Genomic DNA, 15843 nt, shown 5'->3' with positions numbered 1-15843 from the left:
GATTATGCTTTGCGCCTCATTAACATCACTGCGACCGCTAAGAAAATCAAACTAGGCGCTAATGCCCCAATAATGGGAGGTATTCCATACACCAAACTCATTGGCCCAAACACTTCACTAGAAATGTAGAAAGTAAATCCGGCAATAACACCCGATAAAATTCTCGCCCCCATCGTCACACTACGCAATGGGCCAAACACAAAAGACAGTGCCATTAACATCATAACGGCAATAGATAATGGTTGGAAAACCTTACGCCAAAATGCTAGGTCGTAACGAGAAGGGTCTTGTTCGGAATCCTTCAAGTATTTAACGTAGCTGTACAAACCAGTCATCGACAGTTCTTCTGGTTTTACCGTTACTACCGCCAGTTTATCGGGAGTTAACGTTGTTAGCCATTCATAGTTCGCCACTTTAGTTTTACTGAGCTGAACATCATTATCCATTTTGGTGATTTGGACGTTCTTCATCATCCAGCGGTGATCCTCTTCATAACGAACGGTTTTAGATACCAGAATATCATTCAGTTTTTTATCTTGGTCAAACTGCCAAATCGTCACACCATCGAGTTCATCATCGCCATTCACTCGAGCGATATAGATGAAGTTATTGCCATCTCTCGCCCAGACACCATCTCGAACAGAAACAATGCTGCCACCAGCAACGGCCATTGCACGTGAATCTCGCGCCATTTTCTGCGCTTGAGGCGAGCCCCACTCACCTAAAATCATCACCATTAACATTAGTGGTACAGCGGTCTTCAATACCGACACACCAATATTTAATTTGGAAAAGCCTGAAGCTTGCATAACCACGAGCTCAGAGCTAGCCGCCAGCATTCCAAGTCCAATCAGAGCCCCTAACAAAGCAGCCATTGGGAAGAACATTTCAATATCACGAGGAATACTTAATACAACAAAGTACAACGCTTCCATCAAATCGTAAGTGCCTTTACCCACTTTACGTAACTGCTCAACATATTTGATGATGGCCGATAAACCAACCAAAGTGGCAAGACATAAAGATGTCGTGGCAATAATCGTTCGGCCAATATACCAATCAAGAATCTTAAACACGGCTCAGTTTCCTTTTTCTTAGTTTATCTCTGAGCCCACGTACAAATAAGCTATCTAAACTATTGAGAATAATTCCGGCAATCAGCAAACAAGCATTAATCGACCACATACCTAATGCAGGAGGAACGCTGCCATCCTCAACCGCAGATTTCATTGCACTGATTGCTAAGAAATAAGCCAAATAAATCAGGACTGCTGGGCCTAATTTAGCAAAGCGCCCTTGTCTTGGGTTTACCGAAGATAACGGCACGACCACCAAGGTAAGTAAGGGAATACAGACTATAAGGGTAATACGCCATTGCAGTTCAGCTTTGGCTTCTAGATCGTTTTTACCAATGAGCTCTAGTGTTGGAATCGCTTCCCATTTACGTTTTTTCTTTTGAACGTCACGCTGGCCAATAAGTGCCGAGTATTCATCATAGTCGGTATTGCGATAGTCTAAAGAGTTAGGGATGCCCTCATAACGAGTACCGTTTTGTAACGTAAGCATTTGGCGCCCATCAGCATATTCATTCACAACACCAGAGTTCGCGAACATCACACTTGGGCGAATCGATTCTCTTGATCTAGGTTGAGCAATGAAAACATTGGTAAGCTTTTTATCTTTGATATCATCAACAAAAACGACCGCACTGCCATCTGGCGAAGGCTGAAATTGGCCCTTTTTAAGTAAATCAATACTACTCGTTGCTGTGACTTGCTCTAACAGTTGAGTCACTTTTTCCTGGCTCCAAGGAGAAAGCCATAATGAATTCACCGCGGCAATACCACCAGTGATCACCGCTAGATATAAAGCGGCTTGTACTAAGAATTTATTACCGATACCGGTAGCATTCATTACCGTAATTTCACTCTCGGCATACAAGCGCCCAAAGGTCAGCAAGATACCTACATACAAACTCAAAGGCAGCATTAATAGCCCCATTGCTGGCATATTAAGGCCAACAATAGACATAATCATACTGGCAGGGATATCCCCATCAGACGCATCAGCCAACACTCTGATAAATTTTTGGCTCAAAAACACGAGAAAAAGCACAAAGAAGACGGCGAACTGGCTTTTGAGTGTCTCGCGGATCAAATATCTAACAATAATCACGCAGCATTACCTATACAAAACTTGTTTTTTTGACGGAATCACTATAGTTTTCCGATGAGTCTATTATTTTTAATGTTTTTTAACTATATTAATCTGTAAATATCGAGTGAATATTCTTCGATTACTCGATTTACTATTTCTAACTAAATGTTGTGTCGCTTAATTCTAGAACAGTTTAATCACTGGCAAACGAAGAATAAGCATTATCCAACATTTAGTTCTATTTGTCTTTAGGATGTAGGAGTACGCATGGAGTTCAGTGTAAAAAGTGGCAGCCCAGAAAAACAACGCAGCGCTTGTATTGTCGTTGGTGTGTTTGAGCCACGTCGCCTTTCTCCTGTCGCCGAACAACTAGATAAAATCAGCGACGGCTATATTAGTTCATTATTACGTCGAGGTGACCTCGAAGGTAAACCCGGCCAAATGTTACTATTACACCAAGTACCGGGCATGTTATCTGAACGTGTTCTACTTGTTGGTTGTGGTAAAGAACGCGAACTTGGTGAACGCCAATATAAAGATATTATCCAAAAAACCATCGGCACACTTAACGACACCGGTTCAATGGAAGCAGTATGCTTCTTAACGGAGCTTCATGTCAAAGGCCGTGATACTTACTGGAAAGTTCGCCAAGCGGTTGAGTCCACTAAAGATAGCCTTTACACCTTTGATCAATTCAAGAGTAATAAGCCTGAAACGCGTCGCCCACTGCGCAAATTGGTATTCAACGTACCAACCCGTCGTGAGCTGAATCTTGGCGAAAAAGCGATTGCTCACGGTTTAGCCGTTTCATCAGGTGTTAAAGCATCAAAAGATCTTGGCAACATGCCACCGAATGTTGCAAACCCTGCTTACCTTGCATCTCAAGCTCGCCGCCTAGCGGATGACTTCGAAACCATCACCACCAAAATTATTGGTGAAGAAGAGATGGAAAAACTCGGCATGCACTCCTACTTAGCAGTAGGTCGTGGTTCTCGTAACGAATCCATGATGTCTGTCATCAACTATAAAGGTAACCCAGATCCCGAAGCAAAACCTATCGTGCTAGTCGGTAAAGGATTAACGTTTGATTCAGGTGGTATTTCCTTAAAACCAGGCGAAGCCATGGATGAAATGAAATACGACATGTGTGGTGCGGCATCGGTATTCGGTACCATGAAAGCACTCGCGAAACTTAACCTACCAATTAACGTGGTGGGAGTGTTAGCGGGCTGTGAAAATATGCCAGGTAGTAATGCTTATCGCCCTGGTGATATTTTAACCACCATGTCAGGTCAAACTGTTGAAGTCTTAAATACCGATGCTGAAGGCCGCTTAGTACTTTGTGATGCATTAACCTATGTTGAGCGTTTCGATCCAGATTGCGTGATTGATGTCGCGACCTTAACTGGCGCTTGTGTGATTGCACTAGGCCATCATATTAGTGGCGTGGTTGCTAACCATAACCCACTCTCTCATGAGATTGTTAATGCGTCGGAACAAGCGGGTGACCGTGCATGGCGTTTACCGATGGCCGATGAATATCAAGAACAACTCAATAGCCCATTTGCCGATATGGCTAACATTGGTGGCCGCCCAGGCGGTGCAATCACTGCTGGTTGTTTCTTATCGCGCTTTACTAAAAAGTACAATTGGGCTCACTTAGATATTGCCGGTACAGCTTGGAAATCAGGTGCACAAAAAGGCTCAACTGGCCGCCCTGTACCATTATTAGTTCAATTCTTAGTGAACCGTGCATCTGGCTCTCAAATCTTGGAAGAATAAGCCGATTGTTAATTCGTTTATCTTAAACCAAGAAAGAGTATCAATTGGGGGCCATTCGGTCCCCTTTCATTTTAGTGAATTTTATTATGGCAATTGCAACGTTTTACATCATAGAGCCTAATAGCCCGCAAGATAACGAGCATGGTCATATCGATTATGTTGTGTACTTAGCCAGTTATTTTGCCTCGCAAGGTGCAAAAGTGTACATCAATGCCCAAGATAAAAACCAATCTGAAGCCGTTGACGAACGATTATGGCAAAAAGATCCTGAACAGTTTCAATCACATAACTTATCGGGAGAAGGCCCACAATATGGGACACCGATAGAAATAGGCTTTAGCCAAGTGAAACCACATCGTAATCGCCAGTTAGTCATCAATATGGCGAATGATAATACAATTTTTGCTCAGACCTTTGCACAAGTGGTAGACTTCGTTCCTTGCGAAGAAAAATCAAAGCAACAAGCTCGAGAAAGGTATAAAATCTACCGACAAGCTGGCTTTGAAATGCAGACAATAAACATTAAAAACGTTACTCGTAGCTCGGAAAAGCAAAGCACGTAAATCGAGTAACTAATAAATCGAGCAGCGAAGCGCCCTAGCAACGATAAAGCGCAGCGCTCTAGACTCGCAAAACATTATTTTTCACGCTCAACGTATCGATAAAAGAAGACTATGGAAAAGACATATAACCCAACATCAATTGAACAAGCGCTATACCAGCGTTGGGAAGAGGCTGGTTACTTTAAGCCTCACGGTGATACATCAAAACCAGCCTACAGCATTGTCATTCCACCACCGAACGTCACCGGTAGTCTTCACATGGGCCACGCCTTCCAAGATACCATTATGGATACCTTGATCCGCTGCGAGCGCATGAAGGGCAAAAATACCTTGTGGCAAGTCGGTACTGACCATGCAGGTATTGCGACTCAAATGGTAGTAGAGCGTAAGATCGCCGCTGAAGAAGGCAAAACCAAACACGATTACGGTCGTGAAGCGTTTATCGATAAAATTTGGGATTGGAAAGCTGAGTCAGGTGGCAACATCACTCGCCAGCTTCGTCGTCTTGGTGCATCTGTCGATTGGGATCGTGAGCGCTTTACCATGGATGATGGCCTATCTAATGCCACTCGTGAAGTATTTGTACGTCTTTACGAAGATGACCTTATTTATCGTGGCAAACGCCTAGTAAACTGGGATCCAAAACTGCACACTGCGATTTCTGATCTAGAAGTTGAAAATAAAGATAAAAAAGGCCACATGTGGCACTTCCGCTACCCATTAGCCGATGGCGTGAAAACGGCGGAAGGCAAAGACTACATTGTCGTAGCGACCACCCGTCCTGAAACCGTACTTGGTGATACTGGCGTTGCGGTTAACCCAGAAGATCCACGCTACAAAGATATCATCGGCAAAGACATCATCTTACCTATTGTTAATCGCCGTATTCCAATCGTTGCGGATGAACACGCAGACATGGAAAAAGGCACTGGTTGTGTGAAAATCACCCCTGCACACGACTTTAACGATTATGAAGTAGGTAAACGCCACCAGCTTCCAATGATTAATATTTTGACGCTTAACGCTGATATTCGCGATGCGGCAGAAGTCTTTACTACGACAGGTGAACCTTCTGATGTTTATAGCACAGACATTCCAGCACAATACCAAGGCATGGAGCGTTTTGCTGCTCGTAAAGCATTGGTTGCTGAAATGGAATCTTTAGGCTTATTAGAAGAAGTCAAAGATCACGATCTGACTGTGCCTTATGGTGACCGTGGTGGTGTGGTTATTGAACCAATGCTCACCGACCAATGGTATGTTCGCACTGCGCCTTTAGCGGCACCTGCAGTGAAAGCGGTAGAAGATGGCGAGATTCAATTCGTACCTAAGCAATATGAGAACATGTACTTTGCGTGGATGCGTGATGTACAAGACTGGTGTATCTCTCGTCAACTTTGGTGGGGCCACCGTATCCCGGCTTGGTATGACAACAACGGCAACGTGTATGTCGGACGTACTGAAGAAGAAGTTCGCGAGAAAAACAACCTTGATCCAGTGATCGTTCTGCGCCAAGACGATGACGTATTAGATACTTGGTTCTCATCTGCACTTTGGACTTTCGGCACAATGGGCTGGCCAGAAAAAACGCAAGATCTTTCAACTTTCCACCCAACGGATGTATTGGTGTCTGGTTTTGACATCATCTTCTTCTGGGTTGCACGTATGATCATGATGACCATGCACTTCGTGAAAGATGAAGATGGTAAACCACAAGTACCATTCAAAACCGTTTACATGACCGGCCTTATCCGTGATGAAAACGGCGATAAGATGTCGAAATCAAAAGGTAACGTGCTTGACCCAATCGATATGATTGACGGTATTGATCTTGAATCGTTAGTTGAAAAGCGTTGTGGCAACATGATGCAGCCTCAACTTGCTAAGAAGATTGAGAAAAATACTCGTAAAACCTTCGAAAACGGTATCGAACCTTATGGTACCGATGCACTTCGTTTCACCCTAGCCGCCATGGCTTCAACTGGTCGTGACATCAACTGGGATATGAAACGTCTTGAAGGTTACCGTAACTTCTGTAACAAACTATGGAACGCTAGCCGTTACGTATTGATGAATACTGAAGAGCAAGATTGCGGTTTTGCCGAAGGTGCGGAGCTTGAATATTCTCTAGCGGATAAATGGATTGAATCTCAATTCGAAATTGCCGCTAAAGAGTTCAACGCTCATATCGAAAACTTCCGTCTTGATATGGCTGCTAACACTCTATACGAATTCATCTGGAACCAATTCTGTGACTGGTACTTAGAACTGACTAAGCCTGTTTTATGGAAAGGAACGGAAGCGAAGCAACGTGCTACGCGCCGCACATTGATTACGGTACTAGAGAAAACATTACGTCTTGCTCACCCTGTGATCCCATACATCACAGAATCTATTTGGCAAAGTGTGAAACCTCTGGTTGATGGTGTTGAAGGCGATACCATCATGACTCAGGCAATGCCTCAGTTTGATGAAAACAACTTCGATCAAAAAGCACTAGACGATATCGAGTGGGTGAAACAATTCATCACCTGTATCCGTAACCTACGTGCAGAGTACGACATTGCACCAAGCGTACCGCTTTCTATCATGCTGAAAGCCGATGCAATTGATGCTAAACGTCTTGAAGATAACCTAGCGGTGTTAAGCTCTCTAGGTAAACTTGAAGATGTGAAAGTATTGGCTGAAGGTGAAGAAACCCCAGCGTGTGCAACGTCACTAGTTGGCAAATCAACCATCATGATCCCAATGGCAGGTCTGATTGATAAAGATGCTGAACTGGCTCGTCTTGATAAAGAAGTGGCGAAGACCCAAGGTGAAATCAAACGCATCGAAGGCAAGCTAAACAATCAAGGTTTTGTTGCTAAAGCGCCAGAAGCGGTAGTTGCTGCAGAGCGCGCTAAACTTGACGGCTACCAAGAAACCTTGGTTAAGCTAGAAGAGCAAAAAGCAACGATTGCAGCGCTGTAAAGATTCAAATCATAATCTCGGATATCGTTAATATCCATAAAGGCTGACCAGTAGGTTAGCCTTTTTTTCACGTCAAGAGCCCCTATCTTAAGTTTACTCACACAAGGCAGACTGAATTTTATATTCAAAAACAGAATTAATAGTTTTTACCTATTAAAGAAATAAATAAACTTGCACTTTACGAAATGAGAATTATTCGCAATAATGTAGTCAACAAATCAACAATGACATTATTCGGAGTCACAATGAAAAAGACATTCACATTCGCAATCTTACACTTTAGTGTGGCATTCACGGTTGCCTACCTACTTACTGGTGACATTATCCTCGGTAGCTTAATTGCGATGATTGAACCTATGGTCAATACCGTGGCGTTCTACTTTCATGAAAAAGCGTGGCAGCAACCAAAGTGGGCTCGTCTTGCGATGCTAAAACCAAGCCGTAAAACCGCTAGCTTTGCTGTTTTACACTTTAGCGTTGCTTTCCTTGTGGTCTACTTATTAACGGGAGATTTATTTGTAGGCGGTTTAATGGCGGCATTGGAGCCTAGTATTAATACCGTGGTGTTCTACTTTCACGAACGAGTATGGCAACGTAATGAGAAAGCAAAATTAAGCCTACATTGCCATCACCACGATCTACAACAACACAGCATTGAAATTTCAGAAGTGAAAAATGACCAAGCAAAAGTCTATTGAATCATTAAAAGACCTGATTAAAGCAAAGCCAGAACGCCCATGACTCCGAATATTTATGGGCGTTTTTATTTTTATTGCTCATGGTGATTAAGGTAAACTCTCTCTAATCATCGTTTTATTGAGAATGACACCACACCATGTCTTACACTATTCGCTCTATTCAACCACAAGATAACCCTCAAATCGCTCAAGTTATTCGTAATGTTTCAGCTGAATTTGGCTTAACCGCCGATAAAGGCTACAGCGTTGCTGATCCTACTTTGGACACTTTGTTTGAAGTCTATCAAGCGGAGCAATCTTATTATTGGGTACTGGTTGATCAAGATAATCAAGTGGTCGGTGGTGCGGGAATTGCGCCCTTAGCAGGCAAGCCTGAAGTATGTGAATTACAAAAGATGTACATTTTGAATCATGCTCGCGGTCAAGGTTACGCGCAAAAATTGATAGACACTTGCTTTAAGCAAGCCAGAAAAATTGGCTTTGAAGAATGCTACTTGGAATCAACGGCTGAACTAAAAGCCGCGCTGGCTTTATACCAAAGGTTAGGTTTCCGGCACCTTGACGCACCTTGGGGAAATACTGGCCACAGTGATTGTGAAGTGGTCATGGCAAAAGCGCTATAACCCCTCCCGATACGACTCACAATGGATAATGACTAATACTTTGCGTTTCAGATAAAGCAACATCAAACGTAAAATGATAGCCGTCTAGGTGAACATAAAGTTCAGTGCTACCAGATAAAGCCAGGTTACTGCCTTGCTCAATAATCGCTTGTTTAGGGGCGTCGACTTGGAAAATAGCCGTAACATGATCGCTTCTGACATCTAAAGGTATGGTGTAGGTCATCCCTTCGTATTTTATTTTTGTTGAAACTAACCCAGGCTTTAAGGTCGAATAATACACATCGACCTTTAATTCACAGCCACCACCATGATGCCAAATTTGCTCGGTCACCACATGTTGTAATCGAACATTACGAACCAAGCGTAAAAAAGGTGTGCGTTTAATCCCACTGACAATGTGGCTATCACTCACCGGCTCCCCTAAGTGACAAACTGGCGTCTCTTCCTCAATCAAGAAATCTTCATCGGGCTCTAACAACAGGATCTCAATTCGGTTTTTGCCTAAATTTAAGTAAGGTTGAATATCTTTTTGATAACGATATTGACTACCATCACAATCAAACACTGCAATTCCACCAACTCGTACCTCAGCATAACGATCGATACCATCGATAACGAGATCCACCCCTGCAAGCTCGAGCATTGATTGGTCAACTTCAATATCATGCATTAAATGCCATTCTTGCTGATCTATCTCCTGCTCAGTCAAGTGACTCGGTAGTACCGAGCTCAATTTAGCAGGAAAAGCGATATCCGCTTGAGGTATCGATAAATCGGTTAAAGGTGAAAGTTGCCAAAGGCCATCAAGTAAAAAATGCATAATCATCCATGATTCAATAGTAGATATAAAAATACCAGCTCTCAGCAGCTGGTATTTATTCGATCAACGAGTGAGAAAAACGTTATTCGTTATCGTAATCATCATTTTCTTCATCATAAATCGCATCCTCACCTTCATAAAAAGTGCCCCAGCCGTCATAAATGATGTCAAATTTCTCAGCTAAATGAACCAGTTTCTCAACTTGCTCATCAATAACATTAGCATCTAAAGCCGATTGCATGATCGCATCACAGCACAATACCTTAGTGCCGTCTTCGTCTTCCGTTTCTTCGGCTTCTAAGACTTCAAACCCCATTTGAAAAGCTTCCATCACCGCTTTTTCTAATGTTTCAAAGTCTTCAGCAAAAAGGTGGTGTTCAATATCGTAAAGCGCATCAGGATCACTACCATCTTCAATCAATGCTGCGATAATTTCACGTGTTTCTTCTTTTTGAAATTCAATCAGTTCTTCTACCGACATGTAATCGTCTTGCATAGATTGATCATTATTAGACATAGCTTAAGCTCCAGTGTGGGCGAATTTTCAATGTAGATTAATACGGTGTATTTTGCCATGAAAGCTCATACTAAGTAAGCGTTAATATGAAGGATGTTGACGATAAAAGATCAACGACATAACGTAATATGTCCATCGATAATAGGCTGACCTATGATGAAAATAGATGAATCCGATTCATATTGAGATTCACCATGCACCAGAAATAAATAAAAATTCACTTTATTGGCATTTTTATGTATAAATAACGTTTACCACAGACTCACAAGGACGTCGTTATGGCTTTCAACTTACGCAACCGCAATTTCTTGAAACTGTTAGATTTCACACCAAAGGAAATCGACTTTTTACTAGGCTTATCTCGCGATCTTAAACGAGCAAAATACGCAGGTTGTGAGAAGAAGTCATTAATTGGTAAAAATATTGCTCTAATCTTTGAAAAATCATCCACACGTACTCGTTGTGCTTTTGAAGTGGCCGCATTTGATCAAGGCGCTCAGGTTTCTTATCTAGGCCCTTCTGGCTCGCAAATTGGCCACAAAGAATCGATGAAAGACACGGCTCGTGTTTTAGGGCGTATGTATGATGGCATTGAATATCGCGGTTACGGACAAGCGATTGTCGAAGAGTTAGGTGAACATGCAGGCGTTCCGGTATGGAATGGTTTAACCGATGAATTTCACCCGACTCAAATTCTAGCCGACTTTCTTACCATGCAAGAGTACAGCCAAGACAAGCCTTTAAATGAGGTGAGTTTTGCTTACTTAGGGGATGCACGAAACAACATGGGGAATTCATTAATGGTTGGCGCGGCAAAAATGGGAGTCGATATACGCCTTGTTGCACCAAAAGCATTTTGGCCGGAAGAAAGCCTAGTTGAAACTTGTCAAACTATTGCCCAAAGTACTGGCGCTAAAATCACGCTCACTGAAGATGTGGCCGAAGGTGTTCAAGGCTGTGATTTCTTATATACCGATGTGTGGGTTTCTATGGGTGAAGCGGCGGATGCTTGGGATGAACGTGTTGCCTTGATGACGCCATATCAAATCAATATGGATGTGATCAAAGCGACCAATAACCCAAATGTAAAATTCATGCATTGCTTACCGGCTTTTCATAATGACGAAACCACCGTTGGTAAAGAAGTGGCTGACAAATATGGCATGAAAGGGTTGGAAGTCACCGAAGAGGTGTTTGAATCGGATTACTCGATTGTCTTTGACCAAGCGGAAAACCGCATGCATACCATTAAAGCCGTGATGGTGGCGACATTAGGCGAATAATAACGAAAACAATTATTCACTCGGAGCTTTAGCAAACGCTTGCGCTTACTTTTATTGGGAGTATAATTTCCGCCAATTATCAAAGGAGTGAGCAATGCGACCGTTAAGCCAAAACACCAAATTTTGCTTTAAGCAAATGGGCTTATTTAATTCTGTTATTGCTTTTATTCCTTCGTGATCAAGCCTCCTTATTTGGGAGGCTTTTTTGTATCTGTTTCTAGCGTGAATGTAAGGACAAATCATGGCGAACTCGCTCTATCAAAAGCACATTATTTCCATTCCCGAACTGTCTCGTCAGGAGCTTGAATTAATCATTCAAACTGCCGCGCAAATTAAAGAGAACCCTCAACCTGAATTAATCAAAGGTAAAGTCGTGGCGAGTTGTTTCTTTGAGCCTTCGACTCGTACTCGATTGTCTTTTGAAACCGCGATTCAACGTATTGGCGGCAGCGTGATTGGCTTTGATAATGCCGGCAACACGTCCCATGCGAATAAAGGGGAAACGCTTGCCGATTCCATCCGCATCATTTCTTCTTATGTCGATGCTTTTGTGATGCGCCACCCACAAGAAGGGGCGGCTCGTTTAGCTTCAGAATTTTCAAACGACACGCCGATCATCAACGCCGGCGATGGTTCAAACCAACATCCAACTCAAACCTTGCTCGATCTGTACAGTATTTATGAAACCCAAGGCACCTTAGATAATATCAACATCGCGTTTGTTGGTGACTTAAAATACGGCCGTACTGTCCACTCATTAACGCAAGCACTGGCTAAATTCAGCAATGTGCGTTTTTACTTTGTGGCCCCTGAAGCGCTCGCGATGCCTGATTATATTTGTGAAGAGCTTGATGACGCTGGGATTGAATATAGTCTGCATACCGATATGGATGAAGTGATTCCGAAGCTCGATATCTTATACATGACGCGCGTACAAAAAGAGCGTTTTGATGAATCCGAATACGCGCATATAAAATCCGCTTTTGTATTAACGGCAGCGGCATTGAGCCCCGCTAAAGATAACTTGAAAGTGCTTCACCCTCTCCCTCGCGTCGATGAAATTACAGTTGATGTTGATAAAACCCCATACGCTTATTATTTCGAACAAGCAGAAAATGGCGTTTATGCCCGTACCGCTCTACTCGCGCTTGTTTTAAACCAAACCTTATAATCACGGAGGCCTTCCATGTCTAAGCAATATCAATTACAAGTTGAAGCCATTAAAAATGGCACCGTGATCGACCATATTCCTGCCAATATTGGTATCAAAGTCCTGAAGTTATTTGAAATGGATAACTCAAATGAAAGAGTGACGGTCGGTTTAAATCTGCCCTCTTCGGCTCTCGGTGCTAAGGATTTGCTGAAAATTGAGAATACTTTTATCAGTGAAGAACAAGCGCAGAAACTGGCTTTATATGCACCCCACGCTACCGTTAACCAAATTGAAGATTATCAAGTCGTTAAAAAACTGGCGCTCACTTTGCCTAAAGTGGTGACTGATGTATTCAATTGTGCAAACAGCAATTGCATTACTCATAACGAGCCAGTCGCAAGCAGCTTTACTGTGATTGAAAAAAATGATGATATTCGCTTAAAGTGTAAGTATTGTGAGAAAAGTTTTTCTCGCGAAATCATGACAGAGAAATAATTCTTACCACGCAATAACAAGGAAAAGATAATGACTAAAGTACTGCATACTGAATCTGCACCCGCTGCGATTGGCCCATACGTTCAAGGCGTTGATCTTGGTAGCATGGTAATGACTTCAGGCCAGATTCCAGTGAACCCAACAACGGGTGAAGTACCTGCAGAAATTACGGCTCAAGCTCGTCAGTCTTTAGATAACGTTAAAGCGGTTGTCGAATCTTCAGGCTTAACGGTTGGTGATATTGTTAAAATGACCGTATTTGTAAAAGACTTAAATGACTTTGTCGCAGTCAATGAAGTTTACGGTGCATTCTTTGATGAGCATGACGTTGCCAACTACCCTGCGCGTTCTTGTGTGGAAGTGGCTCGTCTACCTAAAGATGTTGGCATTGAAATCGAAGCGATTGCGGTTCGTAAATAGCATTCAACCATCGTAATAAATAACGAAGGGAGGCCAATAAGCCTCCCTTTTTTGATTAAAAAAACACCAACACGATAGAAGTCATTGTCAGAGTAATGTTAGAATGTAGGAGTATTCACACGTAGGATAATTTATCCCCATGAAATTCATGATGTTATTTCGCCTTCAATTCGCCCTAGTGCTCCTATTGTTTACTAGCTCTAGTTTTGCCCAGTCGGCCGTGCTCTTAACCTTAGAGTCCGCTTCAGGACAACGCATAAGCTTAACTCGTGAAGAGTTAGAAAGCTTGCCGCAAACTACCTTTACGACATCGACACCTTGGACAAAAGGTATCCATAGTTACCAAGGGCCAAAATTAAATCTAATTATCGATAAGTTATCACAGCCACTTAATGGCATCCGGATATACGCCCTCAATGGTTATTCCTATGATATTGGCATCAAAGATCTTCAAAAATATCCCTTTGTTCTCGCATTACAGCAAGACTCTAAAAACATGACGTTACGAAATAAAGGTCCATTATGGGTTTTAGTGCCTTTTGATCAAAATCCTAAGTTTATTTCCGATGAGAAGCTACTAAACCAATCGGTTTGGCAGGTGAATAAAATAAGAGCTTTATAATGCGCCTGAATATCCCAAGAAACATCATGATAAATACGGCCTTTATCATGTTATTAGCGATTTTCACTTCCGGTTTTTTGTGGAGTTTTTACTTACAAAAGGAAAATAATCGCAGTATTGATCGTTTTTATCGTTCAACAAATTGGTACGCCAATAGAATGCTATACCAATCGGAAAACTTTCTATATCAAGTACATTTATATCGATTAGGAGCGGCGCCACTATCGGATCTCACAGAGAGCTATGATTTGGTTTGGAACAGACTACAACTCTTTTTAGAAGCAAGCACCACTGAAGTTTTACGTAAACGTCATCCTAGTGTGACCAAAGACGTCAAAACTCTATTTGCTCGCATAAAAAGTTTAGAGGATGACTTGAACCATCCAGAGGTATTACATTCCGCGGCCTTTGCGAACAAGATCGCTCAAGTAAAAGATGACTTATTAAACTTAAATTATTCTCTTAGCCGTGTACTCACTAGCAGTATTAGTGAAGGCACTCGCCAAAATAATGATCTTATTCAATTTTGGCAACTATCGGTTTTTATCATTACCGTTTTACTTTCCATTGCCTTATTAAGGCTAACCCGACGCTCATCGAAACTAGCAACGCTTGATCCTTTAACTCAACTTGGGAACCGACGAGCTTTAACTCACTATGTAAAACAACAATTAAAACGAAAAAAAGCCTTAAGCCTATGCGCTATCGATCTAAAACGCTTTAAACAAATTAATGATCAAATCGGTTATCAGGTTGGTGATCAAGTATTAGTCGAGTTCGCGAATCAACTTTCGTTACTCAAAGATTGCCATGCTTTCCGCCTTGGCGGTGATGAATTTGTACTGGTGGGCACTTATTCAGGTGCTCAGGCCAATTTGGCGCACTGGATAAAAGAACTCAAATCTCAACTTGAATTTGATTATCAATCGGACGATCACCAGTTTCCGGTCTTAGTTCGTCTCGGCATCACTTATACCGATGAGAATAATCAACCGGATGCTGAAACCCTATTAGACCAAGCAATCCATGCCTTAAATGAAACCAAGCAAGGCAGCAATGAAGATTATGCATTTTATGCTGATAGCGTTTTTCGTGTTGATCGCAGTAAGTCTAACGTAGAAAAATTACAAGACTGGGTTAAAAATCCTCAATCAACTTGCCCACTTTCCATTCGACTCAGTCCACTTTGTAACCCTGTGACTCAACAGAATGATGTTGTCGAATTTCATCTAACCTGGAAGGACGATAATTCTTTATGTGCTATCAATTGGTTGGCTGAACAAAGTATCTTATTACTTACTTTACCTCTTCTATTGGAATCGGCTTGTCAGCTCACCTCTCAACCCATTTTGATTCGGCTACATACCCCTTATCAATTAGAGCAATTAATTAAGACCGAAATACACCAATCATTGGGGCGACAGGTAATATTTGGATTACCAAACTTAGCAAAAATAAGCGACTCGTTATTAGCGCGTATAAAAGAGACGTCGATTAAGATCGCTGTAGAGCAAATCGGAACCGATGATCTGATTGAAATATCCAATATAGTGTATGTCGATTACTGGATACCAGGCAGCTTACCTAACTCGCCGGCGAAACAAAAAGTGCTATTAGAATTAGCTCAGATATTTGGCCAAATAACATTGTTACCCCCCAAAACCATGAAGAAAGCGACAACACTCGCTAGCATTGAATTAGAAATGAATCCTAATGGATAAGACAAGATACTCGGATCAA

Annotated in this window: 15 protein-coding genes; 11 read left to right on the top strand and 4 right to left on the bottom strand. The window is 42.1% G+C overall.

Going from position 1 to position 15843, the window contains the following annotated elements; translation table 11 throughout:
- Positions 1 to 2: 2 nt before the first annotated feature.
- Both lptG and lptF read right to left on the bottom strand, forming a co-directional pair.
- Positions 3 to 1076, bottom strand: a complete 1074-nt coding sequence (gene lptG, locus VRUMOI_RS02960; protein WP_089137921.1) for an LPS export ABC transporter permease LptG — start codon at positions 1074 to 1076, stop codon at positions 3 to 5.
- Positions 1069 to 2175 (bottom strand): LPS export ABC transporter permease LptF, encoded by a 1107-nt coding sequence (gene lptF, locus VRUMOI_RS02955; RefSeq protein WP_089137922.1) that lies wholly within the window; start codon positions 2173 to 2175, stop codon positions 1069 to 1071. The genes lptG and lptF overlap by 8 nt, the downstream gene beginning before the upstream one ends.
- A 249-nt stretch (positions 2176 to 2424) precedes the next feature.
- Between lptF and pepA the strand changes: the two genes are divergently transcribed.
- From pepA to VRUMOI_RS02930, 5 genes are all read left to right on the top strand, one after another.
- Positions 2425 to 3939, top strand: coding sequence for a leucyl aminopeptidase (gene pepA / locus VRUMOI_RS02950; RefSeq protein ID WP_089137923.1), 1515 nt, complete (start codon positions 2425 to 2427; stop codon positions 3937 to 3939).
- A gap of 86 nt (positions 3940 to 4025) precedes the next feature.
- Positions 4026 to 4502, top strand: coding sequence for a DNA polymerase III subunit chi (locus tag VRUMOI_RS02945; protein ID WP_089137924.1), 477 nt, complete (start codon positions 4026 to 4028; stop codon positions 4500 to 4502).
- Positions 4503 to 4613: 111 nt separating this feature from the next.
- Positions 4614 to 7472, top strand: coding sequence for a valine--tRNA ligase (locus VRUMOI_RS02940; protein WP_089137925.1), 2859 nt, complete (start codon positions 4614 to 4616; stop codon positions 7470 to 7472).
- 245 nt (positions 7473 to 7717) lie between these two features.
- Positions 7718 to 8170, top strand: a complete 453-nt coding sequence (locus VRUMOI_RS02935) for a DUF2061 domain-containing protein (RefSeq protein ID WP_089137926.1) — start codon at positions 7718 to 7720, stop codon at positions 8168 to 8170.
- 137 nt (positions 8171 to 8307) lie between these two features.
- A complete protein-coding gene (locus VRUMOI_RS02930; RefSeq protein WP_089137927.1) occupies positions 8308 to 8793 on the top strand; it encodes a GNAT family N-acetyltransferase in 486 nt (161 codons plus the stop codon).
- 16 nt (positions 8794 to 8809) lie between these two features.
- Here VRUMOI_RS02930 and VRUMOI_RS02925 read toward each other — a convergent pair whose 3' ends face one another.
- Both VRUMOI_RS02925 and rraB read right to left on the bottom strand, forming a co-directional pair.
- Entirely contained in the window at positions 8810 to 9613 is an 804-nt protein-coding gene (locus VRUMOI_RS02925; RefSeq protein WP_089137928.1) for a glycosyl hydrolase 2 galactose-binding domain-containing protein, read from the bottom strand.
- 82 nt (positions 9614 to 9695) lie between these two features.
- A complete protein-coding gene (gene rraB, locus VRUMOI_RS02920; RefSeq protein ID WP_231897482.1) occupies positions 9696 to 10130 on the bottom strand; it encodes a ribonuclease E inhibitor RraB in 435 nt (144 codons plus the stop codon).
- 278 nt (positions 10131 to 10408) lie between these two features.
- On the opposite strand from rraB, the gene argF reads away from it, so the two are divergent.
- The 6 genes from argF (at position 10409) to VRUMOI_RS02895 (ending at position 15824) form a co-directional block, all read left to right on the top strand.
- Positions 10409 to 11413: an ornithine carbamoyltransferase gene (gene argF / locus VRUMOI_RS02915; protein WP_089137929.1), complete on the top strand. Its 1005-nt coding sequence runs from the start codon at positions 10409 to 10411 to the stop codon at positions 11411 to 11413.
- Positions 11414 to 11654: 241 nt separating this feature from the next.
- Entirely contained in the window at positions 11655 to 12584 is a 930-nt protein-coding gene (pyrB, locus tag VRUMOI_RS02910) for an aspartate carbamoyltransferase (protein ID WP_089137930.1), read from the top strand.
- A gap of 15 nt (positions 12585 to 12599) precedes the next feature.
- Positions 12600 to 13061 carry an aspartate carbamoyltransferase regulatory subunit gene (pyrI, locus tag VRUMOI_RS19410; protein ID WP_089137931.1) on the top strand — a complete coding sequence of 154 codons (462 nt, stop codon included), beginning with the start codon at positions 12600 to 12602 and terminating at the stop codon, positions 13059 to 13061.
- A 30-nt stretch (positions 13062 to 13091) separates the two neighbouring features.
- Complete coding sequence (locus VRUMOI_RS19405; protein ID WP_089137932.1) at positions 13092 to 13481, top strand: Rid family detoxifying hydrolase; 390 nt, start codon at positions 13092 to 13094, stop codon at positions 13479 to 13481.
- A gap of 139 nt (positions 13482 to 13620) precedes the next feature.
- Positions 13621 to 14103 (top strand): hypothetical protein, encoded by a 483-nt coding sequence (locus tag VRUMOI_RS02900; RefSeq protein WP_089137933.1) that lies wholly within the window; start codon positions 13621 to 13623, stop codon positions 14101 to 14103.
- Complete coding sequence (locus VRUMOI_RS02895; protein ID WP_089137934.1) at positions 14103 to 15824, top strand: GGDEF domain-containing protein; 1722 nt, start codon at positions 14103 to 14105, stop codon at positions 15822 to 15824. The genes VRUMOI_RS02900 and VRUMOI_RS02895 overlap by 1 nt, the downstream gene beginning before the upstream one ends.
- The last annotated feature ends 19 nt before the right edge of the window (positions 15825 to 15843 follow it).

This window comes from Vibrio rumoiensis (assembly GCF_002218045.2).
GTDB lineage: Bacteria > Pseudomonadota > Gammaproteobacteria > Enterobacterales > Vibrionaceae > Vibrio > Vibrio rumoiensis.
This window is presented reverse-complemented; position numbering and strand designations above follow the sequence as displayed.

Excerpts from the sequence above, each read along its gene's own strand:
- rraB (WP_231897482.1), bottom strand. The coding sequence starts at position 10,130 with ATGTCTAATAATGATCAATCTATGCAAGACGATTACATGTCGGTAGAA.
- VRUMOI_RS02930 (WP_089137927.1), top strand. The coding sequence starts at position 8,308 with ATGTCTTACACTATTCGCTCTATTCAACCACAAGATAACCCTCAAATC.
- pepA (WP_089137923.1), top strand. The coding sequence starts at position 2,425 with ATGGAGTTCAGTGTAAAAAGTGGCAGCCCAGAAAAACAACGCAGCGCT.
- VRUMOI_RS02925 (WP_089137928.1), bottom strand. The coding sequence starts at position 9,613 with ATGCATTTTTTACTTGATGGCCTTTGGCAACTTTCACCTTTAACCGAT.
- pyrI (WP_089137931.1), top strand. The coding sequence starts at position 12,600 with ATGTCTAAGCAATATCAATTACAAGTTGAAGCCATTAAAAATGGCACC.
- argF (WP_089137929.1), top strand. The coding sequence starts at position 10,409 with ATGGCTTTCAACTTACGCAACCGCAATTTCTTGAAACTGTTAGATTTC.
- VRUMOI_RS02935 (WP_089137926.1), top strand. The coding sequence starts at position 7,718 with ATGAAAAAGACATTCACATTCGCAATCTTACACTTTAGTGTGGCATTC.
- VRUMOI_RS02900 (WP_089137933.1), top strand. The coding sequence starts at position 13,621 with ATGAAATTCATGATGTTATTTCGCCTTCAATTCGCCCTAGTGCTCCTA.
- VRUMOI_RS02940 (WP_089137925.1), top strand. The coding sequence starts at position 4,614 with ATGGAAAAGACATATAACCCAACATCAATTGAACAAGCGCTATACCAG.
- VRUMOI_RS02895 (WP_089137934.1), top strand. The coding sequence starts at position 14,103 with ATGCGCCTGAATATCCCAAGAAACATCATGATAAATACGGCCTTTATC.
- pyrB (WP_089137930.1), top strand. The coding sequence starts at position 11,655 with ATGGCGAACTCGCTCTATCAAAAGCACATTATTTCCATTCCCGAACTG.
- VRUMOI_RS02945 (WP_089137924.1), top strand. The coding sequence starts at position 4,026 with ATGGCAATTGCAACGTTTTACATCATAGAGCCTAATAGCCCGCAAGAT.
- VRUMOI_RS19405 (WP_089137932.1), top strand. The coding sequence starts at position 13,092 with ATGACTAAAGTACTGCATACTGAATCTGCACCCGCTGCGATTGGCCCA.